General features: G+C 61.7%; 23 protein-coding genes. 15 read left to right on the top strand and 8 right to left on the bottom strand.

What is annotated here, in order from left to right; translation table 11 throughout:
* Positions 1–428: 428 nt before the first annotated feature.
* Positions 429–1,580: a M14 family metallopeptidase gene (locus tag JZ00_RS10555; RefSeq protein ID WP_039589157.1), complete on the top strand. Its 1,152-nt coding sequence runs from the start codon at positions 429–431 to the stop codon at positions 1,578–1,580.
* A 58-nt stretch (positions 1,581–1,638) separates the two neighbouring features.
* Here JZ00_RS10555 and JZ00_RS10550 read toward each other — a convergent pair whose 3' ends face one another.
* Positions 1,639–2,175 carry a cytochrome b gene (locus JZ00_RS10550; protein WP_039589156.1) on the bottom strand — a complete coding sequence of 179 codons (537 nt, stop codon included), beginning with the start codon at positions 2,173–2,175 and terminating at the stop codon, positions 1,639–1,641.
* Positions 2,172–3,251 carry a catalase family peroxidase gene (locus JZ00_RS10545; RefSeq protein ID WP_039589155.1) on the bottom strand — a complete coding sequence of 360 codons (1,080 nt, stop codon included), beginning with the start codon at positions 3,249–3,251 and terminating at the stop codon, positions 2,172–2,174. The genes JZ00_RS10550 and JZ00_RS10545 overlap by 4 nt, the downstream gene beginning before the upstream one ends.
* Positions 3,252–3,416: 165 nt before the next feature.
* Between JZ00_RS10545 and JZ00_RS10540 the strand changes: the two genes are divergently transcribed.
* Together JZ00_RS10540 and JZ00_RS10535 are read left to right on the top strand one after the other, a co-directional pair.
* On the top strand, positions 3,417–3,923 hold the full coding sequence (locus tag JZ00_RS10540; RefSeq protein WP_039589154.1) for a sigma-70 family RNA polymerase sigma factor: 507 nt from the start codon (positions 3,417–3,419) through the stop codon (positions 3,921–3,923).
* The gene (locus JZ00_RS10535) at positions 3,920–4,672 is read left to right on the top strand and encodes an anti-sigma factor family protein (protein WP_039589153.1); all 753 of its coding nucleotides are present in this window, start codon (positions 3,920–3,922) and stop codon (positions 4,670–4,672) included. The genes JZ00_RS10540 and JZ00_RS10535 overlap by 4 nt, the downstream gene beginning before the upstream one ends.
* A 66-nt stretch (positions 4,673–4,738) precedes the next feature.
* On the opposite strand, the gene JZ00_RS10530 is transcribed toward JZ00_RS10535, so the two are convergent.
* A complete protein-coding gene (locus tag JZ00_RS10530) occupies positions 4,739–5,575 on the bottom strand; it encodes an IclR family transcriptional regulator (RefSeq protein ID WP_039589152.1) in 837 nt (278 codons plus the stop codon).
* Positions 5,576–5,820: 245 nt separating this feature from the next.
* On the opposite strand from JZ00_RS10530, the gene JZ00_RS10525 reads away from it, so the two are divergent.
* From JZ00_RS10525 to JZ00_RS10490, 8 genes are all read left to right on the top strand, one after another.
* Entirely contained in the window at positions 5,821–6,846 is a 1,026-nt protein-coding gene (locus JZ00_RS10525) for an ABC transporter ATP-binding protein (protein WP_039589151.1), read from the top strand.
* Entirely contained in the window at positions 6,843–7,712 is an 870-nt protein-coding gene (locus tag JZ00_RS10520) for an ABC transporter permease (RefSeq protein ID WP_039589150.1), read from the top strand. Before JZ00_RS10525 ends, JZ00_RS10520 begins: the two co-directional genes overlap by 4 nt.
* 6 nt (positions 7,713–7,718) lie before the next feature.
* Complete coding sequence (locus JZ00_RS10515) at positions 7,719–8,513, top strand: ABC transporter permease (RefSeq protein WP_039589149.1); 795 nt, start codon at positions 7,719–7,721, stop codon at positions 8,511–8,513.
* 7 nt (positions 8,514–8,520) lie between these two features.
* Positions 8,521–8,811 carry a (2Fe-2S)-binding protein gene (locus tag JZ00_RS10510; protein WP_039589148.1) on the top strand — a complete coding sequence of 97 codons (291 nt, stop codon included), beginning with the start codon at positions 8,521–8,523 and terminating at the stop codon, positions 8,809–8,811.
* A complete protein-coding gene (locus tag JZ00_RS10505; RefSeq protein ID WP_039589147.1) occupies positions 8,808–10,163 on the top strand; it encodes an FAD/NAD(P)-dependent oxidoreductase in 1,356 nt (451 codons plus the stop codon). The genes JZ00_RS10510 and JZ00_RS10505 overlap by 4 nt, the downstream gene beginning before the upstream one ends.
* On the top strand, positions 10,160–11,275 hold the full coding sequence (locus JZ00_RS10500; protein ID WP_039589146.1) for an NAD(P)/FAD-dependent oxidoreductase: 1,116 nt from the start codon (positions 10,160–10,162) through the stop codon (positions 11,273–11,275). The genes JZ00_RS10505 and JZ00_RS10500 overlap by 4 nt, the downstream gene beginning before the upstream one ends.
* Before the next feature lie 18 nt (positions 11,276–11,293).
* The gene (locus JZ00_RS10495; protein WP_039589145.1) at positions 11,294–12,355 is read left to right on the top strand and encodes an ABC transporter substrate-binding protein; all 1,062 of its coding nucleotides are present in this window, start codon (positions 11,294–11,296) and stop codon (positions 12,353–12,355) included.
* Positions 12,356–12,442: 87 nt separating this feature from the next.
* Positions 12,443–13,750, top strand: a complete 1,308-nt coding sequence (locus JZ00_RS10490; RefSeq protein WP_039589144.1) for a leucine-rich repeat-containing protein kinase family protein — start codon at positions 12,443–12,445, stop codon at positions 13,748–13,750.
* A gap of 41 nt (positions 13,751–13,791) precedes the next feature.
* Here JZ00_RS10490 and JZ00_RS10485 read toward each other — a convergent pair whose 3' ends face one another.
* Entirely contained in the window at positions 13,792–14,496 is a 705-nt protein-coding gene (locus JZ00_RS10485) for a YebC/PmpR family DNA-binding transcriptional regulator (protein WP_039589143.1), read from the bottom strand.
* Positions 14,497–14,716: 220 nt separating this feature from the next.
* On the opposite strand from JZ00_RS10485, the gene JZ00_RS10480 reads away from it, so the two are divergent.
* Together JZ00_RS10480 and JZ00_RS10475 are read left to right on the top strand one after the other, a co-directional pair.
* On the top strand, positions 14,717–16,126 hold the full coding sequence (locus JZ00_RS10480) for a type VI secretion system Vgr family protein (protein WP_039589142.1): 1,410 nt from the start codon (positions 14,717–14,719) through the stop codon (positions 16,124–16,126).
* A gap of 182 nt (positions 16,127–16,308) precedes the next feature.
* On the top strand, positions 16,309–16,857 hold the full coding sequence (locus JZ00_RS10475; protein WP_039589141.1) for a cytochrome b: 549 nt from the start codon (positions 16,309–16,311) through the stop codon (positions 16,855–16,857).
* Between the two features lie 7 nt (positions 16,858–16,864).
* On the opposite strand, the gene JZ00_RS10470 is transcribed toward JZ00_RS10475, so the two are convergent.
* Both JZ00_RS10470 and JZ00_RS10465 read right to left on the bottom strand, forming a co-directional pair.
* Entirely contained in the window at positions 16,865–17,773 is a 909-nt protein-coding gene (locus tag JZ00_RS10470) for a 1-aminocyclopropane-1-carboxylate deaminase/D-cysteine desulfhydrase (RefSeq protein WP_039589140.1), read from the bottom strand.
* 130 nt (positions 17,774–17,903) lie between these two features.
* Positions 17,904–19,943 (bottom strand): oxidoreductase, encoded by a 2,040-nt coding sequence (locus JZ00_RS10465; protein ID WP_039589139.1) that lies wholly within the window; start codon positions 19,941–19,943, stop codon positions 17,904–17,906.
* Positions 19,944–20,214: 271 nt separating this feature from the next.
* Here JZ00_RS10465 and JZ00_RS10460 point away from each other — a divergent pair, with 271 nt between their 5' ends.
* Positions 20,215–21,345, top strand: coding sequence for a carbon-nitrogen hydrolase family protein (locus tag JZ00_RS10460; protein ID WP_039589138.1), 1,131 nt, complete (start codon positions 20,215–20,217; stop codon positions 21,343–21,345).
* A gap of 2 nt (positions 21,346–21,347) precedes the next feature.
* Positions 21,348–22,385, top strand: coding sequence for an AraC family transcriptional regulator (locus JZ00_RS10455; protein WP_039589416.1), 1,038 nt, complete (start codon positions 21,348–21,350; stop codon positions 22,383–22,385).
* A gap of 318 nt (positions 22,386–22,703) precedes the next feature.
* On the opposite strand, the gene JZ00_RS10450 is transcribed toward JZ00_RS10455, so the two are convergent.
* Both JZ00_RS10450 and JZ00_RS10445 read right to left on the bottom strand, forming a co-directional pair.
* Positions 22,704–23,585, bottom strand: a complete 882-nt coding sequence (locus tag JZ00_RS10450; protein ID WP_039589137.1) for a DUF2242 domain-containing protein — start codon at positions 23,583–23,585, stop codon at positions 22,704–22,706.
* Between the two features lie 223 nt (positions 23,586–23,808).
* Positions 23,809–25,680, bottom strand: a complete 1,872-nt coding sequence (locus tag JZ00_RS10445; RefSeq protein WP_039589136.1) for a SurA N-terminal domain-containing protein — start codon at positions 25,678–25,680, stop codon at positions 23,809–23,811.
* Positions 25,681–25,754 lie beyond the last annotated feature (74 nt).

The following is a 25,754-nucleotide window of genomic DNA, read 5'->3' as shown; positions in this document are numbered from 1 at the left end:
AAAAACATTTGACTTGCAAATGATAATGATTATTATTGCATCAACTGATCGCGAGATCAGTCGATAGACCAGAAGACCTTGGTCGGACTTCTGGAATATCTCCTCATCAGGCTAATCACGGTTTTTGACCCGGCTTTTTGCCGGGTCTTTTTTTTTGCCGATTTTCGGCTTATGGCTTCAGGCTAATGAAGTCTTTGGGTGTCGCAGAATTCGGTGCCGGCGATGATAGCAAACGCACATTCGTTTAAAAACGCCCTGTATTGCGTCGATATGAAATGATCGACAGGCAGTACTTGAGAATCATTCAACGACTCTCTAACCTGCTAATGCGTCCAGGGAGGACGCCCCCTCCCCCTCGACAGCAAATCGTCCCGGTTTCCCCTTCCTTGCGTGTAAAGTAACGGCCATAAGAATCCCAGGCAGGAATTGTGACCGTGGCTAAATCTTCCTTTGATATCAGCGCCAGTTTCGACAGCGGCAACATTGAGGTGGTGGACGTCAGCAACCCCTTGCAATCGTTGCTGAAGATCAGACCCGACACCCGCAGTGCCCATTTCCAGTGGTTCCACTTCAAGGCCAGCGGTTTGCACGTCGGCCAGGAATATTCCTTCCGCCTGCTCAATGCCAGCCAGTCCTCCTACAACAAGGCATGGACCGGCTACCAGGCTGTCGCTTCCTATGACCACGTCAACTGGTTCCGTATTCCTACGCAATTTGAAGGCGATGCCCTGCGCTTTCACCTGGAAGCCGAACAACCTCACGCCTGGTTTGCCTATTTCGAACCTTACAGCCGCGGCCGCCACGACTGGCTGATCGAACAAGCGCAGCACAAGGCCGGTACCGAACTGCTGGCGACTGGCAAGAGTGTCGAAGGCCGTGACATTCAATTACTGCGCAAGGGCAGTGGTGTAGAAGGACGGCGGAAAATCTGGATCATCGCGCAGCAACACCCTGGTGAACACATGGCCGAATGGTTCATGGAAGGCATCATCGAACGCCTCCAGCACCAGGACGATGCCCAACTGAACCGGTTGCTGGCCAAGGCCGATCTGTACTTGGTGCCGAATATGAATCCCGACGGCGCTTTCCACGGCCACCTGCGCACCAACGCGATGGGCCAGGACCTGAATCGGGCTTGGCAGAACGCCAGCCCGGAAATCAGCCCTGAAGTCTTTTTTGTACAGCAGCAAATGGAAAAGTATGGCGTCGATGCGTTCCTGGACGCTCATGGCGACGAAGAAATCCCCCACGTGTTCACGGCGGGTTGCGAAGGAAACCCCGGCTACACGCCGCGCATCGCCGAACTCGAAGAACGTTTTCGCAGCCACCTCAAACGCCAGACCAAAGATTTCCAGACTGCACACGGCTACATCCGCGACGAACCAGGCCAGGCCAACATGACCTTGGCCTGCAATGCCGTCGGCCAGAAATACGACTGCCTGTCCCTGACGCTGGAAATGCCGTTCAAGGACCACGACGACCATCCGAACCCACGCACCGGCTGGTCAGGCAAACGTTCGATGCAACTGGGCAAGGACGTGTTGAGCACCCTCGAATCCATGGTCGACGAGTTGCGTTGACGAGCCACCCCCGGTACTCGTGGCGATAGCGCTTGTTCTTTCGCCACGGGTCGTACGGTTAGTCCCTGCCCCGCAACATGCTGTCCAACACCTCATCCCGGCGCACCCACCCGTGGAACAGCGCCGCCGCCAGATGCACCAGCACCGTCAGGAACAACAGGTAAGCCAGGTAGCCATGAGCCTTGCGCAACAGTGCAAAGGCCTGGGCATTCGCGGGCAGGATGGAAGGCAACCGAAGCGATTCGCTGAGCATCACCGGGTCTCCCGCTGCCGATATCATGGCCCAGCCCAACAGCGGCAGCACCAGCATCAAGGCATACAACAAGACATGCGAAGCCTTGGCCGCCAATGCCTGCCAGCCCGGAAGGTCGGCCGGCAGCGGTGGTACCTGCGTGGTGAAGCGCACCAGCAGGCGCACAATCACCAATAGCAAGATAGCGATGCCCAGGGGCTTGTGCAGTTGGAGCAACCACGCATGGCGCTCAGACACCGAGGCGACCATGCCAGCGCCGATGAACAACATGGCAATGACCATCAGGGCCATCAGCCAATGCAGCAGCCGAGCCAGCGGCGCAAAATGTCGAGGGGCATTCATGGACGGGACTCCTGAGTGGCGGGCAACTGGCTGACTTCGCTGGTACGGCGCAGATAGGAACTGGCGTAGGCAGCCGAACGCGCCGCCAACAGCGGATCATCGGAGCCTTCGATTCCGCTGGGCAGGATCAGCGGGTCATAGTTGATGTCACGGCAATCGCCGTTGTCCTGCGCCTGGGCGCGCTCCAACACCAGGGTACCGGCGTTGAGCACCTTGCGATCGGCGGGCCAGGCCTTGCTGGCGTCGTTGACCGGATCGCCCGGGTTGGCCAAGGTGATGTTCAGCTGCCAGCGCAGTGGCCCGGCAGCCAAGCGTTTGGTCAGGTCCTGTTCGAGAAAGTCGGCGCCTTGGGGTGGGGTCGCATCCGCCGCGTCCTGACTCATGGGTGCCACGCCCCAACGCACTGCCTGGCGTTGTCCGCCTGGGCCAACCAGGTAGAACGCATTGATGCCGTTATAGGTTTCAGTGGCATAGCTGGCCGAAGGCTTGGCCGTCTTGATCCATTGCAGGAAAGGCGCTGCCTCGGGATGCGCGGCAAAGAATGCCGGCACTGCCGCGGGGTTTGGCTTGCCCGTGGCCGGGTCCGGCGATTGGGCCTGTTGAAGCTGATAGAAGGCCTCTGGCGTAGCCACAGGGAACACCGGCATGCTGTTCATACCCGTGCGCCATTGCTGTCCGTCGGACTGGGTGAAACGCAACGCCAGGCTTCGGATCGGCACACTGCCGTCCGGTGCGTAGGGATTACCGCTCGGCAGCGCAAAGCGGCCAACCACCGGCGTGCGCGGTTCATTGAACACCTGTGCGCTGGAGTAGGCACGGGCCTCGCCACTGCTTTCAAAATAACCGGCAACGCAGACGCCTTTGGAGTGATTGCGTCGGAAACCCGCATGGATCCCGTTGTTTGTTTCCAAGACATTGACCAGAGCCTTAGGCGTCAGGCGTTGTGGGTCGAGTGTGCCATTGACGTAGGCAAACGCCCCGGCCAACGCAGCAACGACCACGGCAATGGCCGTCAGGCGCAATGTCAGGCTGGCGGCGCTCAACGACGGCCGGCGTTCAGAAGAAGGGTCAACCATTGGGAGACTCCAAGGCACAAGGCCATTTGTGGAAAGGACCCGTCAGACGAAAGCCCAACGGGTTTATTCCCACGCTCCATATTTATTTTTACTTCGCTGGAATAATCTGGCTCCCGGATCGTCTTTCCATGCAACGCAGTCACTGCCCAGCGAAGCCACCGGCTCATGAACGAAATCGACGACCAGCTGCGCCTGCTCATCCCACGGCTACGACGTTTTGCCGTGTCGCTGACACGCAATCCCAGCAATGCCGATGACCTGGTCCAGGCCTGCCTGGAACGGGCCCTGTCGAAATGGAACGACAAGCGTGCGGACGGTGATTTGCGGGCCTGGCTGTTCTCGATTCTCTACCGCCAGTTCCTCGATGCCCATCGTCGTTCAAGACGGTACGCGCGCATGCTGGAGTTCTTCACCGGGCGCGACGATGCTCATCCGTCCGCGGAGCGCAGCGTCATTGCCCAATCGTCACTCCAGGCTTTCGATCAGCTACCTGCCGAACAGCGCGCGCTACTGCTGTGGGTATCGGTGGAAGGCTTGAGCTACCAGCAAGTCGCCGACATCCTGGACGTGCCGACCGGCACCGTGATGTCGCGCCTGTCACGCGCCCGCCAGGCCTTGCGTCAACTCAGCGACGGCGAAATCGCCCGCCCTGCCCTGCGAATACTCAAATGATCAGCATGCCCCCCAGCGACAACGACTTGCACGCCTACGTCGATCATCAACTGAGCGAAGCCGACCGGCAACAAGTGGAGATTTACCTGGCCAACCACCCTGCCGCGGCCAAGCGCGTGCGAGCCTGGCAACAGGACGCGCAGCACCTGCGCACGACCCTGAGCGCAGCGTTGCACCAATCCGCCAATCCGAACCTGGACCCGGCGACCATCCGTCAACGCCTCAAGCATCGAACCCACCGCCAATTGGCCAACGCGGCGGTATTGATGGTGGCAATCGGAGTCGGTGGATTCGGTGGCTGGCACGCCCGGCAAATGACCCTCCTCAGTGCCGCAGCCCCCATGGCTGACGCGCTGCAGGCGTATCGATTGATTGCCCAGCAAGGCATCTTGCCCGCCGACTACCAGTCAGGCGACAAGCAGGGTATGCAAGGTTGGCTGGATCGCTATTTCGCCCAGGCCGACCGCTTGCCGGACCTCACGGGAGCGGGTTTCAAACCGGTCAGCGGGCGATTGCTCAGCACCGATCAAGGCGCGGCAGCGATGGTGGTCTATCAGGATGCCGGCGGCCAGAAGATCAGCTTCTATATCCGCCCACCAGGCCCGAGAAATTTCCTGCTGCCCCGTGGCAGCCGGCGTGACGGTGAACTCCAGGCCGAATACTGGTCCGGACCTGGGTACAACTATGCGATGGTGATCCCGAGCGATACGTCGGCGGCGCAGACGCTCAAGCAGACCCTGGATTTCTGACAACTATCACCTTGTGGGAGCGAGCAAGTCCGCTCCCAAAGTCTGCAACGATGCGCAAGACTTCATTCACCCCTGCCTGAACACCTGCGAAGGCCTGCGCAGCAGCGGGTCGAACGGGTTGATCCGCGGTCCGATCAGGGCGGCTTCGCGCTTGAGCATTTCCACCACCGTCGGCAGGCGATCCGGCCCGAGCCGGTCGCTGATCGTCGCCACGCTCAACGCCGCCACGGCCCGACCTTCGCGATCGAGAATAGGCACGGCCACCCCGGCCATGCCTTGCAGCACACCGGTGTTGCGCCCGGCATAACCCAGCGTGCGGACGTTTTCCACTTCCGTGCGCAGGAAGACCTCATCGTACAGATGAAAGTCCTTGAGCCGCGGCAAGTTGTATTGAATCACCGTGTCGCGCTCTTCCTCCGGCAAGAACGCCAGGATCGCCAGGCTGCCCTGCCCCACGCCCAAGGCCACCCGGCCGCCGATGTCGCCGGTGAATGTACGGATCGGAAACGGCCCCTCGCTGCGATCCAGGCAGATCGCGTCGAAACCACAACGTGCCAGCAGAAAGAGCGAATCCCCCAGCGACGCCGACAACCGCAACATCGCGGGCCTGGCCAATTCCCGCAGGTTGCCGGTGTTGCCGGCGCGGGCGGCCAGGGCAAAGAAATCCAGGCTCAAGCGGTAGCGTTTGCTGCGCGCATCCTGCTCGACCATGCCCTCATCCATCAGGTTGCGCAGCAAGCGGTGCGTGGTGGGCTGGGAAAGACCGATGCGTTGGGCAAGTTGCGTGACTCGCTCGCCCCCCTCGGCCGTCTCGCCCAGGCTCCGCAGGACGGCAAACAACCGGGAGACCGAGCCGACCCCCACTTCACCCTTATCAATATTCCGCCCAGTGGAATCTGGCATATGGTTTCTCTTCAATAAATTTACTCACCGAATGAAACTGAAAATAGTCATCGCTTCAGTGAAATAGTCAGTTGAGCCCATCCTATTCTTCGTCCTACTCTGCGTCCAGACAGGGGCGATTCGAACAACAGCGGCAGCCGACTTGAAATCGAGCGCCAACGCACCCCGCGACATCCTTTCGTATCTGCCCATACAAAAAAGCGCGCCTTGCGGCGACGCATAACAATCTCAGGTGGAGCGCAGTCATGGCTTTCGTGCAACTTCAAGACTTGAGCAAACGGTATGGCGACCTGGACGCCGTGGTCGCCACCAACCTCTCGGTTGAGAAAGGCGAATTCGTCTCCCTGCTGGGGCCGTCCGGTTGCGGCAAGACCACCACCCTGCAAATGATTGCCGGCTTCGTCGAAGCCAGCAGCGGCCGCATCCTGCTGGATGGGCGCGACATCACCCACGCCAAGCCTGCCAGCCGCGGCCTGGGCGTGGTGTTCCAGAGTTACGCGCTGTTTCCGCACATGTCCGTCAAGGACAACGTCGCCTTCGGCTTGCGCATGCGCAAAGTGCCCAGCGCCGAATTGCAATCGCGGGTTGATCGAGTACTCAAGCTGGTGCGCCTGGACCGGCATGCCGAGCGTTACCCACGAGAGCTTTCAGGCGGCCAGCGCCAGCGCGTGGCACTGGCCCGCGCGCTAGTGATCGAGCCTCCGGTGCTGCTGCTCGACGAGCCGCTGTCCAACCTCGACGCCAACCTGCGCGAAGAGATGCAGTTCGAAATCCGCCGTATCCAGCGCGAAGTCGGTATCACCACGCTGATGGTCACGCACGATCAATCCGAGGCGCTGTCGATCAGCGATCGGGTCGTGGTCATGCAGGCCGGCCGTATTACCCAGATCGACGCGCCTTACACTCTTTATGAACACCCGCGCACCGAGTTCATCTCCGGCTTCGTCGGCAAGGCCAACCTGCTGCCCGGCGAGCGTGACAGCGCCGGCGTCGTGCAAGCCTGCAGCGCTGGTCAAGGCGCGCTGACCCTGAGCCTGCGTCCGGAAAAAATCGACCTGTGCGCTCCCGGGTCCGGGCGGCTGCAAGGCACCGTCACCAACCGTTTCTTTCTAGGCAGCCAATGGCTTTATGGCGTCGCCACCAGCCTGGGTGAACTCAGCGTAGTGCGGCGCAACGACGGCTCGGCGCCCCTGGCCGAAGGCACCGCCGTCGGCCTGGACTGGGACCCTACGTTGCTGCGGGTGTTGAGCGCCGACGAGGTGCTGGCATGAAGCTGCTCGACGCCATAAAGCGCGGTCGCCAAGGCTACTGGATGTCGGCGCCGGCGCTGGCCTTGTACCTGGGCCTTTTGGTAATTCCCCTCGGCCTGACGCTGGTGCTGTCATTCAACGTCTTCGACTACGGCTCGGGCATCAACAGCGAGGCGTACACCTTCGAGCACTACACCAGTCTGCTGGGCGACCCGTACTTCTACGAAATCTTCCTGCGCACCTTCTGGATCAGTGCCCTGACCACGCTGCTGTGCGTGGTGATCGGTGTACCCGAGGCCTACATCCTCAGCCGCATGGGCGCGCCGTGGCGTTCGATCTTCCTGATCCTGATCCTCACGCCGTTGCTGATTTCGGTGGTGGTGCGAGCGTTCGGCTGGAGCTTGCTCCTCGGCGCCGATGGGCTGGTCAACCAGACGCTGCAAGCCCTTGGCGGCTCGCCGATGAAACTGCTCTACACGCCGTTCGCGGTGGTCATCGCCCTGGTGCACGTGATGCTGCCGTTCATGATCATTCCGGTGTGGACCTCATTGCAAAAACTCGATCCAGCCGCCGAACAAGCCGCTCTTTCCCTGGGCGCGAGCCAATTCACGGTGATCCGCAAGGTGGTGCTGCCACAGATCATGCCTGGCGTGTTGTCCGGCACGTTGATCGTGTTCGGCCTCGCCGCCAGTTCGTTCGCCATCCCCGGCCTGCTCGGCGGGCGTCGCTTGAAAATGGTCGCCACGCTGATCTACGACCAATACCTGTCGGAACTGAATTGGCCGATGGGTGCCGCCATCGCCGTCGCGCTGTTGCTGCTCAACCTGCTGATCATGCTGTCCTGGAACCGCATGATCGAAGGCCGCTACAAGAAGTCATTGGGGTAATTCTTCATGTCCAGGAACGGTCCTTTCGCCCTGTTGTTTCATGCCTTGGTGGTGGTGTTCATGCTGGCGCCGCTGGTGGTGGTCTGCCTTGTCGCCTTCACGCCGGAAAACACCTTGAGCCTGCCCACTACGGTGTTTTCCCTGCGCTGGTTTCGCGCCGTGTTCGAGCGCGCGGATTTTGTCGATGCGTTCTACAACAGCCTGATACTGGCGTTCAGCGCGGCCTCGCTGGCGACATTGATCGCCGTGCCGGCGGCGTTGGCGATCACCCGGCTGGAGTTCCCAGGCAGGGACTTCTTCAACGGCCTGTTCCTGTCACCGATCATCATTCCGCACCTTGTGCTGGGCGTCGCGCTGCTGCGGCTGTTTGCACTGATGGGTGTGAATGGCAATTTCAGCTGGCTGATCTTCGCCCATGTGCTGGTGATCACGCCCTATGTGCTGCGCCTGGTATTGGCCTCGGCCATCGGCCTGGATCGCAGCGCCGAACAAGCCGCGCAGTCATTGGGGGCCGGTCGTTTCACCCTGTTCCGGCAGATCACTCTGCCCATGATTTTGCCAGGCGTCGCCGGAGGCTGGCTGCTGGCGTTCATCAACAGCTTCGATGAAGTCACGCTGTCGATCTTCGTCACCTCGCCGGCCACGCAGACTTTGCCAGTACGCATGTACGTCTACGCCACCGAATCCATCGATCCGATGATGGCGGCGGTGTCGGCGCTGGTGATCGCGCTGACAGCGCTGACGATGATTCTGCTCGATCGGGTCTATGGCCTGGATCGGGTCCTGGTAGGCAAACAATGAGGGCGCCATGGCTCTGCTGAAACGACTGGCCGAAAGCGATCGCCCGGCCCTGAAGTTCATGCTCGACGGCGAACCGGCCAGCGGATTGCTGGGCGATACCGTGCTGACCGCCGTGCTGACCTGCAGCGAACACGTGCGCGGCAGCGATTTCAGCGCAGAGCCCCGTGCCGGCTTCTGCCTGATGGGCGCGTGCCAGGATTGCTGGGTCCGCCTGGGCGACGGCCGCCGCGTGCGCGCTTGCTCCACAATGCTCGAAGCCGGCCAGCAGATCAGCCGCGAACCGGGGCGCCAGGTATGAAACCCATCGTCATCATCGGCGCCGGCCCCGCCGGTATCCGCGCTGCGCAAACCCTGGCCGCCCATGGCATCTACCCGGTCCTGTTGGATGAAGCCGCGCGCGGTGGCGGGCAGATCTACCGGCGCCAGCCCGCGAACTTCACCCGTTCATCGGACAAGCTGTATGGCTTCGAAGCAGCAAAGGCCAACGCTATCCACCAGACGCTGGAGGAGTTGCGCCAGCAGCTCGATTACCGTCCCGACACGCTGGTATGGAACGCCGAAGCCGGTCAGCTGGACACCTTGCACGAGGGCCGCGCCGCTCGCCTGGACTACGCCAGCGTGATCGTCGCAACGGGTGCCACCGACAGGATCCTGCCGGTGCCTGGCTGGACACTGCCGGGGGTCTACAGCCTGGGCGCGGCGCAGATCGCCCTGAAGTTCCAGGGTTGCGCCATCGGCGAGCGAGTGGTGTTCGCGGGCAGCGGGCCGTTGCTGTACCTGGTGGCGTACCAATACGCCAAGGCCGGCGCGAACGTTGTCGCGGTTCTCGACAGCTCGCCGCTGAGCGCCCAGGCGCGCGCCCTCCCCGGCCTGCTCGCGCAACCGGCGACGCTCGCCAAAGGACTCTATTACCGCGCCTGGCTGACGACTCATGATATCCCGGTACATCAAGGCGCCAGCCTCACGCTCATCGAGGGTGAGCGCCGAGTGCAATCGTTGAAATGGCGCAGCAAAACAACCGAGCGCACCCTCGATTGTGATGCAGTCGCCTTCGCCCATGGCTTGCGCAGCGAAACGCAACTGGCCGATCTGCTGGGCTGTGAATTTGCCTGGAGCCCGCTCAACCGTGCCTGGCTGCCGCAACGCGACAGCGCCGGACGCAGCAGCTCGGCCGGCGTCTACCTGGCCGGCGACGGCGCCGGGATCATGGGCGCCGACGCCGCCGAAATGGCCGGAGAGCGGGCGGCCCTGGCGCTGCTCGAAGACCTGGGGTACCGAGTCGACCCGCAACGTTGCGCCCAGCTGGAACAGTCCCTCGAACGCATCGGCCATTTCCGCCAGGGCCTGGAGCGGGCCTTTGTCTTTCCCGAGGATTGGGCGAGCCGCGCGACCGATGACTTGATGATCTGCCGCTGCGAAGAGGTCAGCGTCGCAGATATCCGCCAGGTGGTGGGCGAAGGTCACTGGGAGATCAACCGGGTCAAGGCCCATTGCCGGGTCGGCATGGGGCGCTGTCAAGGGCGGATGTGCGGTGCCGCGGCAGCAGAAATCATCGCCCGTGAAAGTGGCCGCGCCGTTCGGGACATCGGTCGACTGCGGGCACAGGCGCCCGTCAAACCCGTGCCGTTTGGCCTGGAGGTGGAGCCATGATCGAGGTCGATGCGGTGATCATTGGTGGCGGCATCGTCGGCGCCTCGGCGGCGTTGTTCCTGAGCAAGGCCGGCCGTCGCGTGGCGCTGTTGGAGCGGGACTTCTGCGGCTCGCATTCCAGCGGCGTGAACTACGGCGGCGTGCGGCGCCAGGGCCGTCCGTTGTCGCAACTGCCGCTGTCGCAACGGGCGCATGAGATCTGGGGGCAATTGCCGCAGTTGATCGGCATTGACGGCGAGTATCAGCGCAGCGGCCATCTGAAATTGGCTCGCAGTCTCGATGACTTGCGTGCGTTGCATGACTACGCCGCCAGCAGCCAGGGCTTTGGCCTCGATTTGCAACTGCTGGATCGCGACGAATTGCGCAGGCGGTTTCCGTGGGTCGGCACCGTGGCGGTCGGCGCCTCGCTGTGTCCGGATGACGGTCACGCGAATCCGCGCCTGGTCTCGCCAGCATTTGCCCAGGCGGCCCGCAGGCATGGCGCGCAGGTGCATGAACAGTGCCCGGTCAGCCAGGTAACGCACGACGGCCAGCGCTTTGCCGTGCGCACCGAAACCGCTGTCGAATTCCGCGCACCTTGGCTGCTGAACTGCGCCGGGGCCTGGGCGAGCCGCTTCGCCGCGCAGTTTGGCGAAGCAGTGCCCATGCACGCCGGGCACCCGGCGATGCTGGTGACCGAGCCGCTGCCTGTGGTAATGGACGCCAGCACCGGCGTCGAGGGCGGCGGCATCTATGCCCGACAAGTCGCCCGGGGCAATTGCGTACTGGGCGGCGGCCAGGGTTTTGCGCTGGACGATGCCCGCGCCCGTCCCGGCCAGAGCGCAGTTATCGAGATTCTGCGCCAAGCCGTCGAACTCTATCCGTTCCTCGAGGGCGCCCAGGCGATCCGTACCTGGAGCGGCACCGAAGGCTACCTGCCCGATCGCCAACCGGTGATCGGCCCCAGCAGCACCCAACCCGGTCTCTTGCACGCGTTCGGCTTTGCCGGCGCGGGCTTCCAGATCGGCCCGGCGGTGGGCCAGGCGCTCACCGAAATCATCTGCAGCGGGGCCTCGTCCACGCCGCTGGATGCGTTTTCAATCACCCGGTTTCACTCCATCTCCGTTGCTTGATAGAGGAAGGTCGCGCCAATGAATAACGTCAAACGCAGTGCACTGTTCGGTTTCTGCTCGCTGGGTTCCGCTTGCCTGGGCGCCCTGCTCCCGGTCACCCAGGCCTTGGCCGAGCCGACGCTTTACCTGGGCATGAACGGCGGCACCATGGAGCGCCTGTACGCCGACAAAGTCTTGCCGGCCTTCGAGAAAGCCAACAACGTCAAGGTGGTGATCGTGCCGGGCACTTCGGCCGACATCCTGGCCAAGGTCCAGGCCAGCAAGGGCAACCCGCAGATGCACGTGATGTTCCTGGACGACGGCATCATGTACCGCGCCATCGCCATGGGGCTGTGCGACAAGCTGCAGGACAGCGCGCCCCTGGCGCAGATCCCGGCCAAGGGCCGCATCAAGGACCAGGCCGTCGCCGTCAGCCTCGGCGTCACCGGCCTCGCCTACAACACGCGGCTGTTCAAGGAAAAAGGCTGGAGCACGCCGACCTCGTGGATGGACCTGGCGGACCCACGGTTCAAGGACAAAGTAGTGTTTCAATCCGTGGCCTCATCCACCTTCGGCCTGCACGGTTTCCTGATGTTCAACCGGATCCAGGGCGGCAGCGAAACCGATGTCGAGCCAGGCTTCAAGGCCTGGCCGAATACGGTCGGGCGCAACGTGCTGGAGTACATTCCCAGCTCGGCGAAAATCTCCGAGATGTTGCAGACCGACGAAGCGGCGCTGTTCCCACTGACGCCGACCCAGGTGACCGCGCTGAAACTCAAGGGCATGCCGGTCGAATACGCACAACCGAAGGAAGGTGCGGTGGTCCTGAACGTCGCCGAATGCGCCGTCGCCCAGAACAGCGAACCTGAACTCGCGCAAAAACTTGCGGCGTTCCTGCTGACGCCCGAAGCCCAGGCGATCGCCCTGGAAGAAGGCGATCAGATTCCGTCCAACCCCAACACACCGACCACCGACAAGACGCGTGGCCAGGTAGAAGCAATGAAGCAGTACCTGGAAACCGCGATCGCGGTGGATTGGGATCAGGTCAACGAACAACGCCCGGCCTGGAACGCACGGTGGAACCGCAGCATCGAGCGCTAGGGCCGCTGGCGCTGCCTTTTTTGTTTATCATGCGGGCCTGCGCGGGTTTCACCTGCGCTCGGCCCCTTGATAACAGCGATCGCCACCATGCACACCCTCACCCAACTCCAAACCGGCCAACTGTCGGGCATTACCCGACTAAAGCTGTCATGCGGCCTGACGGAGTTTCCCCAGGAAATTTTCGATCTCGCGGACTCGCTGGAAATCCTCGACCTGAGCGGCAACCTGCTCGACACGCTGCCAGCGGATCTCAATCGCCTGACTCGCCTGCGAGTGTTGTTCTGTTCGGATAATCGCTTCGTCGAACTGCCTGAGTGCCTGGGCCGTTGCAGCGCATTGACCATGGTCGGCTTCAAGGCCAACCGCATCGAGCGCGTGACCGGCGCAGCCTTGCCCCCCCTGTTGCGCTGGCTGATCCTGACCGATAACTGCATCAGCCAGTTGCCGGAGGAGCTGGGCCGGCGTCCCCACCTGCAAAAATTGATGCTGGCAGGCAACCGCCTGCGGCAGTTGCCGCAAAGCCTCGCACAGTGTCATCGCCTCGAATTGCTGCGTGTTTCCGCCAATCAACTGGCCGAGCTGCCGTCGTGGTTGTTGGAAATGCCGAGTCTCAGTTGGCTGGCCTACGCGGGTAACCCGTTGGAAACTGAAGCCAATGCCCAGGCGCTGCATGTCGCCACACCGATCGACTGGTCCCAACTGAGCTTGCAACAGTCGTTGGGCGAAGGGGCATCGGGCGTGATCCACCAAGCGCTATGGCAAACGCCAGGCCAGGCCGGGCGCGACGTCGCGGTGAAGCTCTACAAAGGCCAAATGACCAGCGATGGCTCGCCGCTGCATGAAATGCATGCGTGCATCACCGCTGGCAAGCATCCGAACCTGATCGAGGTGTTGGGTCAGGTCAACGGTCACCCCGAGCACCAGGAAGGGTTGGTGATGGCCCTGATCGGCCCCGATTACCGCAACCTGGCCGGGCTGCCGAGCCTGGAATCCTGTACGCGTGACGTCTATCCCGACGAACTGCGCCTGCGCGCCGATGTGGCCGTGCGCATCGCCCAAGGCATTGCCCGTGTGGCGGGTCACCTGCATCGGCGAGGCCTGACCCATGGGGATCTGTATGGCCACAATATCCTCTGCAACGACCAGGGCGATTGTTTACTGGGGGATTTTGGCGCGGCGTCTTTCCATGCTCCGGTTGAGGACCGGCAGACCCGCGCGTTGCAACGCATTGAAGTGCGCGCCTTCGGGATTTTGCTGGGGGAGTTGCTGGCGCGGATCGAACCGGCGTCGAGTATCGAGGATCTTTCACGATTGAAGGATCTGGAGGCGCGCTGCTGCCAGCCGGATGTACTGGCGCGGCCGGGGTTTGACGAGATAGAAGGTCTACTGCACTAGCGTGGCGAGGGAGCTTGCTCCCTCACCGCTGCGGCTTCGGCTTAACCCGCCAGGCCGACAAACATGTCCTGCACGTCGTCGTGGTTGTCGAGACCTTCGAGGAACGCCTCGACTTCGGCCATCTGCTCGTCGGTCAGGCCGCTGACCGGATTCTTCGGCTGATAGCCCAGTTTGGCGGACAACACGGTAAAGCCCTGTTCCGGCAACGCCTTTTGCACGGCATCAAGGTCGGCAGGATCAGTGATGAACAACGTCGCGCCGTCCTCGCCCGGTTCGAAATCCTGGGCACCGGCCTCGATGGCGGCCATTTCCGGATCAGCATCGGGGCTGTCCGGGGCGGCTTCGATCATGCCCACGTGGTTGAAGTCCCAGGCTACCGAACCCGACGCGCCGAGTTGGCCCTTGCGGAACGCAACGCGAATCTCGGCCACGGTACGGTTGATGTTGTCGGTCACGCACTCAACGATCAGCGGCACCTGATGGGGCGCGAACCCTTCGTAGGTCACACGATGGTATTGCACGGTTTCGCCAAGCTGGCCGGAACCCTTCTTGATCGCACGCTCCAGGGTCTCGCGGGGCATCGAAGCCTTTTTAGCCTGCTCGACCACCAGCCGCAGGTGTGCGTTGGTGGCGACATCGGCACCGTTTCGCGCCGCAATGGTGATTTCCTTCACCAGCTTGCCGAAGATCTTGCCCTTGGCGTTGGCAGCCGCTTCTTTGTGTTTAACCTTCCACTGTGCGCCCATTACTCACTCTCTTGTCTGACGCGCCGAGACATCTGCCGGCCGGCGCTGTGGCGCAAGTTTATACGGCCTAAACCGGCTGATCGACCAAAAAATCGCGGCGGCCCAATCGACATTTTCACAACATGCTGTAGGGGGTTTCTGAAATAGCGATTTGGGGACAGCGTCACGCGCCGGGGTTTCGTACCCTTTGTACTCTCTCCCTCAGCCAGGATGGGCCGCGATGCGCAACGACACGGAACACCCTTTCAGCTTGACGATCATCCAAAGCGATATGCGCTTGCAGGTCCTGAGGCTCAACGGCCAGGAAGCGCTCAATCAACCGTACCGCTTCGACCTCGACCTGATTGGCCTGATGCCGCCGATCAGCCCTGACGTTTTGCTCGGGCAAGCAGCCTTCCTACGCCTGGAAGGTCAGGCGGGCATACATGGCGTCGTGCACAGCATCAGCCTGACCGCGGGTGCTGCGCATCGCGTTGGTTATCGCGTGACGCTGGTTCCTTACCTCCAGCAGTTGGAACAAGGTCCGCGGCGGCGGATCTTTCATCGGCTCAGTGTCGTAGAGATCTTGCAGAACCTGCTGGAGGACAACGCACTGCCTGCCCATAGCTATCGCTTCGAACTGCCAAATGGGCAGTATCCGCGTCGCCCGTTTTGCATCCAGTACGAAGAAAGCGACCTGACGCTGCTGCAGCGCTTATGCGAAGAGGAAGGCATTCACTACCATTTCGAACATACGCCCCAGGGCCATGTCCTGGTGTTTGCGGAAGACCCAAAGAGCTTTCCTTTACAGTCGGCTGGACTGCTCTCGCACGCAGAGGCGGATAAGCGCGGCACTATCACGCGGTTGTATCAACGCCATCACTCGGTCCCCCCTGGGCCGCCCGAAGGGTTTCGTGATCGGGCGGTGGCCGAGGAAACCAACCCCACGTTACCGGTCCCCCAGGATTCAAGGCACGAAAGAATGCGTGACGACCCCGCGAAAACCCACCGCTTCCAGGCGGGCCGGCGGCGTCTCGAACGGTTGCGCTATCGAAAACGGGAGATCCACGGGCATACCACCTCCTCGGCCATGCGCAGCGGTCATATCGCACAGATCGATGGGCATCCGGTATCGACGTTCAATGATCAATGGCTGATTACAGAGGTCCGGCACCGTGGACGGCAATTCTCCATCCTGCAGAGGAACCTGCCGGACACACCATCGGCCAAGCATTACCGCAACCGGTTCTGCGCGATTCCCTGGTCTTCCGTGTACCGACCGCCCATCAAGCATCCCAAGCCATGCATACCCGGTTATCACCTCGCCTATGTGCTCGGCCCGACAGGTCAGGCTGCGACGCCCGACGACCAAGGTCGGATCATGGTCAGCCTCTGGCGTCGCGATGATGAAGGCATTGTGCTGCCCGTGTCGCGCCTTGCGACCGACAACCCACCTTCCTGGGTGGGCGGCAGCGAGGTACTGGTGAGCTTCCTTGACGGTGATCCCGACCGGCCGGTGTTGTGCGCCAGATCGCTCCAACCCGTCCCGGACAACGGCGGCCCCGTATCAACGTCCCCCTCGACGACGGGCAACAACGATGTGAGCCTTCTATTCGACTGGCTCTTGAATCCACCGGACATGACGCCTTGAGGGATCCCGTGGCCTGGTCGAGAGCGGGCTCCCCGAGGCTGATGGCAAGACCATTCGGCGAGCGAATCATAAATTCATCGGGTCAACTTGATCTGCCTCATGCGAACCCAACGAAACGGGCATACAGTCCAAGCACAACGCTGCCCAGACAGCGCTTTACCCTGACGACTGGAGATACCCGCATGCCCTGGAAAAATTCCACAAACCGCTACAGTACCGTCACGGTCACCTTGCACTGGTTGATGCTGGTGCTGCTGGCCGTGGTTTATGCCTGCATTGAGTTCCGAGGGATTTTCCCCAAGGGCAGCGACGGTCGAACGTTGATCAAGGAAGCGCACTTCATGCTTGGCCTGACCGTGTTCGTGCTGGTCTGGCTGCGCCTGTTCGCCCGAAGCATGGGCAAGGCACCCGCAATCTTTCCGGCATCGCCCGCCTGGCAAACCTTCCTGGCGCGCCTGATGCACTGGGCGTTGTACCTGTTCATGGTTGCCATGCCACTGCTGGGTTGGCTGATCACCAGCGCCGAAGGGCATCAGGTGATGTTCTACGGTTTTGACTTACCGTTGCTTGTCGAGCCGGACAAGGCGTTTGCCGAGCAACTGGAAGGCTGGCATGTGCTTGGCGGCACCGTCGGCTATTGGTTGATTGGCCTGCATGCGTTGGCCGGGCTGTATCACCATTATGTGGTGCGCGATAACACCTTGCTGCGGATGCTGCCCAAGCGCGGTTGAGCACCGCTTACTCAAGTCCCCGGCGGCCCTGCAAACCGCCGGTGTGAACGAAGATCAAGCGAGTGCCCGGCTCGATCGCACCGGCCTCGACGCGAGCCTTGAGCAACATCAGCGCCTTGCCGGTGTAGAGCGGCTCCAGTTCGATGGCCTGGGTGGTTTCGATGAACGCGGCGAGATCACTGTCAACCCGGCCGAAGCCACCACGGCTGCCATCAAACAGCTCATAATGCGGATCGGCAAGGCCCGCTGCACTTACGATGCTTTCGACGTTCTGCCTGACGCCATGGCCTTCGGGCACCGCCAGGACGCCATGCACCGGGCGTTTGCCTGCTTCAGCCAGCACCAGGCCCGCGAGCGACGTTCCGGTGCCGCAGGCCAGCCACCAGCCGTGATAGTCCTCCCAGCCCAACGCCGCCAGTTGGTCACGTGCACAGCTCGCCCAGGTCATGCAGCCTTGTGCACCCGGAAGTCCCGCACCGCCTTCCGGCACGGGCCAGAAGCCAGGGTATTGCGACTGCCAAGGCGTCCAGAAGTTTGCGTCATGACGCCTGCGGTATCCTTCGTAACCCAACCAGTGCAGCGTCATGCCGAACGCTTTCAGGTCCAGTACCGTCGGCGTTTCCCGAGGATGGCCCCGCAACAACCCCACCGTTGGAAAACCGAAGCGCTTGCCCGCAGCGGCCAGCGCGTGCAAATGATTGGAATAAGCGCCGCCCAGGCTCATCACACCTGCCGCACCGGCCTGATGGGCAGCGAGCAGGTGGTGAAGCAGCTTGAACCATTTGTTGCCGCTGATCAGCGGATCGATCCGGTCCAGGCGCAAGACCGCCACTTCGACGCTGGCGTGGGCGAGCCAGTCCAAGTGAAGGCGTTCGAGGCGAGGTTGGGGATGCCAGTCTAGGGCGGGAAGAAGCATGGCTGCGGGCCGGGTGGAAAACAGGCCAATATGTTAACAGCTGGTCGCGGACTCCCTGGCATCCGAAGAAACGGTGGGCGCGAGCAGGCTCGCTCCCACCGAGGATCCCGGGAGTCTACACAATTGCGCCTTACAACTGCGCCGCCAACCGCGAACCCTGGTTGATCGCACGCTTGGCATCCAGCTCCGCCGCCACGTCGGCACCGCCGATGAGGTGGACCGTTTGCCCAGCCGCTTCCAAGCCATCCTGCAACTCGCGCAGCGGATCCTGGCCGGCGCAGATGACCACATTGTCCACCGCCAACACTTGCGGCTCGCCCGTTTCGCCGATGCGAATGTGCAGGCCCTGATCGTCGATCTTCAGGTACTCGACGCTGTTGAGCATCTGCACCTGCTTGTTTTTCAGGCCCGTGCGGTGAATCCAACCGGTGGTCTTGCCCAGGCCGTCGCCGACCTTGGACTTCTTGCGCTGCAACAGGAACACCTGCCGCGCCGGCGCATGGGGTTGAGCCTTGATCCCGGCCACGCCGCCGCGGGCCTGGAGGTGCGTATCGATACCCCACTCCTTCCAGAACGCTTCGCGGTCCTGGCTGGTGGCAACGCCCTGATGCACGAGGAACTCCGACACGTCAAAGCCGATCCCTCCGGCCCCAATCACCGCAACGCTACGGCCAACCGGTTTACGCTCGAGAATCACGTCCAGGTAGCTCAACACCTTCGGGTGCTCCACACCTGGAATCGCCGGGACACGCGGCGCGATGCCGGTGGCCAGGATGATCTCGTCGAAACCGCCAGCCACCAGTTGCGCCACGTCGACCCGGGTGTCGAGACACAACTCGACGTGGGTGGTCTGCAACTTGCGCTTGAAATAACGCAGTGTTTCGAAGAACTCTTCCTTGCCGGGCACACGCTTGGCAACGTTGAACTGCCCGCCAATTTCACTGGCCGAATCGAACAGCGTCACCTGATGGCCGCGCTCCGCCGCTACGGTGGCGGCAGACAACCCGGCTGGGCCGGCGCCGACCACGGCGATTTTTTTCACGTGGGTCACGGGCAGGTAGTTGAGTTCAGTCTCATGGCACGCCCGCGGGTTCACCAGGCAACTGGTGAGCTTGCCGCCGAACGTATGGTCCAGGCAGGCCTGGTTGCAGCCGATGCACGTATTGATTTCGTCCGCCCGGCCAGCGGCAGCCTTGTTGACGAAATCCGGGTCCGCGAGGAAGGGCCGTGCCATGGATACCATGTCGGCGTCGCCCTCGGCCAGGATTTGCTCGGCGACCTCGGGCGTATTGATGCGGTTGGTGGTGATCAGCGGAATGCTCACCGAACCACGCAGCTTGGCGGTGACTTTACTGAACGCCGCCCTCGGCACCTTGGTGGCGATGGTGGGAATACGCGCTTCATGCCAACCGATGCCCGTGTTGATGATTGTCGCGCCGGCCTGCTCGATGGCCTTGGCCAACTGGACGATCTCTTCCCAGGTGCTGCCCCCCTCCACGAGATCGAGCATCGACAGCCGGAAAATGATGATGAAATTCGGGCCGACCGCCTCGCGTACGCGACGCACGATTTCCACTGGCAGGCGCATGCGGTTTTCGTAGCTGCCGCCCCAGCGGTCGGTACGATGGTTGGTGTGGGCCGCCAGGAACTGGTTAATGAAATAGCCTTCCGAGCCCATGATCTCGACACCGTCGTACTCAGCCTTCCGGGCCAGTACCGAACAAGTGACAAAATCACTGATCTGCTTTTCGATGCCCTCTTCGTCAAGCTCTTTTGGCTTGAACGGGTTGATCGGCGCCTGGATCGCGCTCGGCGCCACCTGCTTGGGGCTGTAGGCATAGCGGCCGGCATGGAGAATCTGCATGCAGATCTTGCCGCCCGCCTCATGCACCGCGCGCGTCACGATTTGGTGCTTGAGCGCTTCTTCCTCCGTGGTCAGCTTGGCCGCACCGGAATAAACGCCCCCCTCGTCGTTAGGGCCGATCCCGCCGGTTACCATCAAGCCCACGCCGCCCCGGGCGCGCTCGGCAAAATAGGCCGCCATGCGCTCGAAGCCACCGGGCTTTTCTTCCAGGCCGGTGTGCATCGACCCCATCAGGGTACGGTTGCGCAGCGTGGTAAAGCCCAGGTCCAGCGGGGCCAGCAAATGCGGGTAATGAGGGGCGGTCATCGGTAACTCCACAATGGGCGATCACGGAAAAATGTGGAAGCTCTGTGGCCTCCATCAGTCATGGGTGACAGCGTAAGAGTCGGAACCGGAGCGCTCAATGACCGAAACGGACAAGTTAATGATCAAAATGCGCAACACAATCGGCACGCCAATCATTCGCTACTGCTCGACAGACGGCTACCCGCCCTTTCGCTAATCCTTTGTTTTACCGTACCCTGCCCGGTGTCCTGATGAAAAATCACGAACCTGTAAGCGGCCGTTGACTGTCCCCATGCGCAAATTTCTGTACCTGCTCCTCTCACTGGCCTTGATGGCTGCCGTTATAACTTACGCGCTGTGGACGGCGGATCGTCCAGTCGGCCATTACCTGTCAGACCTGCGCATCAACCTGGCGGTCGACCAGGGTACGCCCGCCGATCGGGGCAACTTGCTCGGTATCCAGCCTGAGCTCTTTCCCACCGACTACCAAAGTCCTGGACGCCTGCGGCGCAAGTTGGCCGCCTATCTGCAGGCGGCGCGCGACCAAGGGCTTCTCAACGACAAAACCATCGTGGTCCTGCCTGAGCACATCGGGACCTGGCTGATGGTCAGCGGCGAAAAAGACGAGGTGTATCAAGCCGCCACGTTGAAACAAGCCATGCATTGGCTCGCCGTCAGCAATCCGTTGGCCTTTCTTCGTGCCTTGGCGGGCGCCAAGGGCAATAGCCGCCTGGACGATGCTTATCTGCGGATGAAAGCAGACGCCATGGCCCAGGATTACCAGGCGCTGTTCGGTGGCCTGGCGAAGGAGTTCGGCGTGACCCTGGTGGCCGGCTCCATCGTGCTGCCCGAGCCGAGCATCAGCGAAGGTGAGCTGAAGATCGGTCGCGGCGCGCTCTACAACAGCAGCCTGGTATTCGGCCGCGATGGCCGTCCGATCGGCCAACCCGTGCGTCAACGCCATCCAGTATTCGACCAGCGGGACGTGCTCGAGGCGGAAGAAACCCAGGCTTTCGTGGCCATAGACACACCCGCCGGTCGCCTGGGCGTGCTGATCGGCAGCGACAGTTGGTATCCGCTTCATTATCGGCAACTTGATGAGCAGCACGTGCAATTGATCGCCGTGCCTGCCTTTGTCATTGGCCGCGATACTTGGGACAAGCCCTGGGCAGGCTACAAAGGCCTGTCCACGCCAAGCGAAGTGAGCCTCAAGCCCGGCGAGATAACCGAAGGCCAGGCTTGGCGTCGCCTGACGTTGACCAGCCAGGTGCCGGTCAGCCAGGCCAAGGGTGGCGTCAGTGTGTTCTTGCGTGGCCAGTTCTGGGACAACGGCAGTGCCGGCCAAAGCTTTATCAGCCATAGCGGCCAGCAGTTCCCCGATGGCGAAGCGCGTGGCGCCCGCCTGTTGAACCTCTGGCTGTGAGCATCAAGCCCCAGCCGATGCGCCTGGGCGACCTGTCCGTGGGTTTCGTCCACAGCCTTGCCGACGCAGTGGCCAGCCATGGGAAGGATCCGCAGCCATTGCTCGAACAATACGGCCTCGACACGGCGCGCCTGGCCGAACCCGGGGCGCGCCTGTCGATTCCCCGCTACATGCGCCTGGGGCATGCCGCGATCCAATTGACACAAGACCCGGCCCTGGGACTGCGCATGGGGCAGCTCAGCCGCTTGAGCCAGGCCGGGCTCGCAGGTGTTACCGCCGCGCAGGCGCCGACTGTACGAGAAGCCGCGCGGTGCATGATCCGCTTCGAGCCCCTGTATGGTTCCAATTATCGTGGGCAATCGAGCTTCCATGAGGACGCCCGAGGCGCGTGGCTGCGGTTCTACTCCATCAGTCCCTATAACGCCTATAACCGCTTCGTCGTGGATTCGATTCTTGCTGGCTGGCTTACGCAGTTGTCCAGCGTGAGCGAAAGGGTGCTGCACGCCGAACGCATCGACATCGAATTCGAGGAGCCTGCCTATGGGCAGGCCTACCAGATACTGGGCAACTGCCCAATACAATTCGGTGCCGGGCAAAACCAGCTGCGCCTGGGCCTGGAAAGCCTCGCCCAGCGCAACCCGCAACACTGCCCCAGTACCTGGCGGCACTTGGTTCAATTATGCGAAAGGGAACTGGAACAACTGACTCGCACGCGCACCTTGCGTGAACGCATCATTCAATTGCTGGGGCCTCTGCTCAGCGGCGGTCGGGAACCAGGCCTTGAAGAAGTGGCGACGCGCCTGAAGCTGCCAACCTGGACGTTACGCCGCAAACTTGCGCAAGAAGGTACGCAATTCAGGGCGATCCTCAACGACACCCGTCGAGACTTGGCCATGACGTACATTCGCGACACGGAACTGGCATTCGGCGAAATCGCCTACTTGCTGGGGTTCGCCTCGGCGGAAGCCTTCCAACGCGCGTTCAAGCGCTGGAACAACCAGACGCCGGGGGATTTCCGCCGCAGCCGCAAGGGAACATGAGCGTCAACCCCCGGAGCCAGCCGTCTTCATGCCTCGTTGTACCAAGCCAATACCGGCCCGCCCTTACAGCTCAGTCGCGTCTTCGGCGGGTTCCAGTGGGTCCAGCTCATAGGCTTGGTATTCCAGCAGCTCTTCCTGATAGTCGTCCATTGCATGTCCTTCCCAATCGTTGAACCAAAGCCTGATGGCCTGGAATCAGCATAAAGCTGCCATGTGAATAAAACATGAAGCCAAGGCCTCATGAATTAAACGTAGCACAGCATCTGGGATTTAAAGCCAGGACATGTAGCAAGGGATTACCACCCTTGCTACAGCGACTCAGGAGGCCGGAAGCGGTTGGATCGGTTCTGTCGGCGCGGGCAAAGTGCTGGCCGGCGGCGCAGTGATGGTTTCCGTTGAAGACGGCGCGTAGGACTCGGGCTCGCTGGGTGCGATCGGCGCAGGCTCGACGGGCGGCGCAACCGGCTCCGATGCGGCGGGCGCAGGTTCGGCCGGCGCCGGGGCAGCCTGCTCGACCGGCGCGGCGGGCGCGGGGGCTGGCGCAGGCTCCGGTGCTTGCAATGCCGCAGGGGCTTGGGCTGGGACCGGAGCCAAGGCAGCCGGTTCGGTCTTGGGTTCCGGCACGCCAAGCTCGGTTTTCGGCTTGTCGACGTTTTCGACGGCTTTCTTGGCTTCCGGTGGCAGGAACAGCTCCACCAGCGCAAAGAAGCGCTCATAGAACTTGGCCGCCGAAACGGTCTCGCTGGCCACCTTGACCATGGAATCGTCCGATGAACCGATCGGCATCGAGACCGATCCCAACACGCCCACGCCCAGGCTGGCGGAGTTGTTGATTTTCTTCAGGGCGTAACGGTCCTGCAGGGCGTTGGCGAACATAGTGGCGCGATGGCCCGGGCCACCATCCTCGGCGCAGACCAGGTTGAAGCTGATCTCCATGTGGGTATCGCCAGTCTGCTGGAAACTCTTGTGGCCGCTGACCAGCTTGGGGTCGCTGCTGGTGATGATGTAGCCCTGGCTGAGCAATGCCCGACGCCCTGCTTCACAGGTCGCCACGTCAGTCACCGGATAGGTTCGCGAGAACGTGCCGGAATCATCAAAGTTCTCGTGCTCGTAAATGGCCGTTTTCTTTGAAGAACAGCCAGCTGCGACAGTCAGCAGCAATGCCAGCCCAACGGTGCGCATGTGAAATGATCTGAACATTGAACATCCTGGAGAAAACAGTCCGGCGCGTATTGTGCAACAGAACGCCGCCGGGCAGCTTGGGTAATCGTGTCTCAAAGGGGTTACAAGTCTACGGGGGCTTTCCCACGGGAAAAAGACACACGGAGGACGAATCGGCGCACATCCCCGCTTGCGGCAATACACAGATACAAAAAGACCCCGGCATTTCGGCCGGGGTCTCGTCGCAGACGCATCAGGTTGCTCAGAAGCGCTTGATGTCCGCCTCGCTTTCCAACTGCTTGCGGAACGCCGCGAAGTCCTGCTGACCAACACGGGACGCCAGGTAGCGGCGGTACTCGGCCTTTTCTTCCTCGGTCGGTGCCGCGCCTTCGTTGACGCCGTTCAAGCGCAAGACCGTCACGCTGCCGTCAGGCAGGGTCACGCTCGCGAACGTCGGTTTGTCCTTGGACTCCGGCTTGGACATGCGGAACAGCGCCTGCAGCACAGCAGGATCGATGCCTTCCTGGCTGCGGGTTGCCGCTTCGACAGCTTTCCATGACTGGCCATTGACAGGCTTGTCCAGGGCAACCTTGCCATCACGCAGGCTGGCGATCAGCTCGTCGGCCTGGGTCTTGGCATCGGCGCTGGCGTGTTCCTTGGCCAGCTGGGCGCGTATGGGTCCGGCGACGCTTTCCAATGGCATTTGCGCAGGCTTGCGGTGCTCTTTGGCACGCAGCACCACGACCGTTTCCGGGTCCAGCTCGATGGCCGTGCTATTGGCGCCCTCTTCCAGCACTTCCGGGCTGAACGCAGCAGTGATAACGGCGCGGTTGGCCGCAATCCCTTCACCGCCCTCACGACCGAACGGTGCCGATGTGTGCACGGTCAGCTTGAGGTCCTGGGCAGGTTGCGCCAAGTCCGAGGCCTCGAACGAAGCGTCTTCCAATTGCTTGGTCGCCTCGACGAAACGCTGCTCGACCTGCTGGGCCTTCAGATCGCGCGTCAGCTTGTCCTTTAGGCTGGCAAAGGTCGGTACTTCAGGCGCTTCGACACCCAGCAGCTTGATCAGATGCAGGCCGAAATCAGTGCGCACCGGTGCTGAAACCTGACCCTTGCCCAAGGCATACAGCGCCTTTTCAAATTCAGGATCGTAGACGCCAGGACCGGCAAAGCCCAGGTCACCACCATTGTTCGCCGAGCCCGGATCCTGGGAATACTCTTTCGCCAGGGCTTCGAACGATTCGCCTTTGGCCAGGCGGGCCTGGATTTCCTCGATCTTCGCCTTTGCCTGGGCTTCAGTGACCTTATCGTTCACTTCGATCAGGATATGCGCCGCACGGCGCTGCTCGGACAAGTTGGCGATTTCTTTCTGATACGCCGCTTGCAAGTCTTCATCCTTGACGCTGACCTGATCGAAGAAAGAGGCTTTCTTCAGCTCGAGGTAATCGATGACCACCTGATCAGGCGTCATGAATTCCTTGGCGTGCTGATCGTAGTAAGCCTTGACCTCGTCATCGGTCAGCTTCACCGCCGATGGGTCGGCCTTGAGGGTGAGCGTGGCGAAGTCGCGGGTCTGCTTTTCCAGGCGGGCAAACGCCAGCACCTGGGCATCGGTGACAAAACCGCTGCCAGCGAGACCTGCACGCAGTTGGCCGATCAGCATTTCCTGCGCCAGCATCTGGCGGAATTGCAGACGACCGTAACCCAACTGACGGATGACCTGGTCGAAACGCTCGGGACTGAACTTGCCGTCGACCTGGAATTCAGGCGTCTGCAGGATCACCTGATCCAGCGCCGCTTCGGAAAAAGCGAACTTCGCGTCATGGGCGCCTTGCAGCAACAGCTTGCGGTCGATCAGGCCCTTTAGCGCCGAGTCGCGCAGCATCTTCTCGTCCAGCAAGGAAGCGTCGAAATCCTTGCCCAACTGTTGCATGAGCTGGCGGCGTTGCATGTCGACCGCTTGGCTCAGCTCGTTCTGGCTGATTTCTTCGCCGTTGACCTTGGCCGCTTCATTGCTATTCGAGGTGGCTTGAAAAATGGCTTCGAAACCGGTCAACGCCATCAATGCGACGATGATCCCGATGATGGTCTTGGCAATCCAGCCTTGTGAATTGTCCCTGATATTCTGCAGCATGCGTCCCCCAGAAACGGTTGAACTTCAAATTTAGGCAACCGTGGAGCGTGGGTAGAATCCGGATAGAAGAAAGG

Origin of the sequence: Pseudomonas frederiksbergensis, assembly GCF_000802155.2 — a bacterium.
GTDB lineage: Bacteria > Pseudomonadota > Gammaproteobacteria > Pseudomonadales > Pseudomonadaceae > Aquipseudomonas > Aquipseudomonas frederiksbergensis_A.
The sequence above is the reverse complement of the archived record's forward strand: the minus strand, read 5'-3'. Positions and strand labels throughout refer to the sequence as shown.

Coding starts and splice junctions, on each gene's coding strand:
- JZ00_RS10500 (WP_039589146.1), top strand. CDS start 10,160: ATGATCGAGGTCGATGCGGTGATCATTGGTGGCGGCATCGTCGGCGCC.
- JZ00_RS10495 (WP_039589145.1), top strand. CDS start 11,294: ATGAATAACGTCAAACGCAGTGCACTGTTCGGTTTCTGCTCGCTGGGT.
- JZ00_RS10480 (WP_039589142.1), top strand. CDS start 14,717: ATGCGCAACGACACGGAACACCCTTTCAGCTTGACGATCATCCAAAGC.
- JZ00_RS10535 (WP_039589153.1), top strand. CDS start 3,920: ATGATCAGCATGCCCCCCAGCGACAACGACTTGCACGCCTACGTCGAT.
- JZ00_RS10550 (WP_039589156.1), bottom strand. CDS start 2,175: ATGAATGCCCCTCGACATTTTGCGCCGCTGGCTCGGCTGCTGCATTGG.
- JZ00_RS10545 (WP_039589155.1), bottom strand. CDS start 3,251: ATGGTTGACCCTTCTTCTGAACGCCGGCCGTCGTTGAGCGCCGCCAGC.
- JZ00_RS10465 (WP_039589139.1), bottom strand. CDS start 19,943: ATGACCGCCCCTCATTACCCGCATTTGCTGGCCCCGCTGGACCTGGGC.
- JZ00_RS10510 (WP_039589148.1), top strand. CDS start 8,521: ATGGCTCTGCTGAAACGACTGGCCGAAAGCGATCGCCCGGCCCTGAAG.
- JZ00_RS10490 (WP_039589144.1), top strand. CDS start 12,443: ATGCACACCCTCACCCAACTCCAAACCGGCCAACTGTCGGGCATTACC.
- JZ00_RS10540 (WP_039589154.1), top strand. CDS start 3,417: ATGAACGAAATCGACGACCAGCTGCGCCTGCTCATCCCACGGCTACGA.
- JZ00_RS10485 (WP_039589143.1), bottom strand. CDS start 14,496: ATGGGCGCACAGTGGAAGGTTAAACACAAAGAAGCGGCTGCCAACGCC.
- JZ00_RS10460 (WP_039589138.1), top strand. CDS start 20,215: ATGCGCAAATTTCTGTACCTGCTCCTCTCACTGGCCTTGATGGCTGCC.
- JZ00_RS10470 (WP_039589140.1), bottom strand. CDS start 17,773: ATGCTTCTTCCCGCCCTAGACTGGCATCCCCAACCTCGCCTCGAACGC.
- JZ00_RS10505 (WP_039589147.1), top strand. CDS start 8,808: ATGAAACCCATCGTCATCATCGGCGCCGGCCCCGCCGGTATCCGCGCT.
- JZ00_RS10520 (WP_039589150.1), top strand. CDS start 6,843: ATGAAGCTGCTCGACGCCATAAAGCGCGGTCGCCAAGGCTACTGGATG.
- JZ00_RS10475 (WP_039589141.1), top strand. CDS start 16,309: ATGCCCTGGAAAAATTCCACAAACCGCTACAGTACCGTCACGGTCACC.
- JZ00_RS10450 (WP_039589137.1), bottom strand. CDS start 23,585: ATGTTCAGATCATTTCACATGCGCACCGTTGGGCTGGCATTGCTGCTG.
- JZ00_RS10525 (WP_039589151.1), top strand. CDS start 5,821: ATGGCTTTCGTGCAACTTCAAGACTTGAGCAAACGGTATGGCGACCTG.
- JZ00_RS10445 (WP_039589136.1), bottom strand. CDS start 25,680: ATGCTGCAGAATATCAGGGACAATTCACAAGGCTGGATTGCCAAGACC.
- JZ00_RS10530 (WP_039589152.1), bottom strand. CDS start 5,575: ATGCCAGATTCCACTGGGCGGAATATTGATAAGGGTGAAGTGGGGGTC.
- JZ00_RS10515 (WP_039589149.1), top strand. CDS start 7,719: ATGTCCAGGAACGGTCCTTTCGCCCTGTTGTTTCATGCCTTGGTGGTG.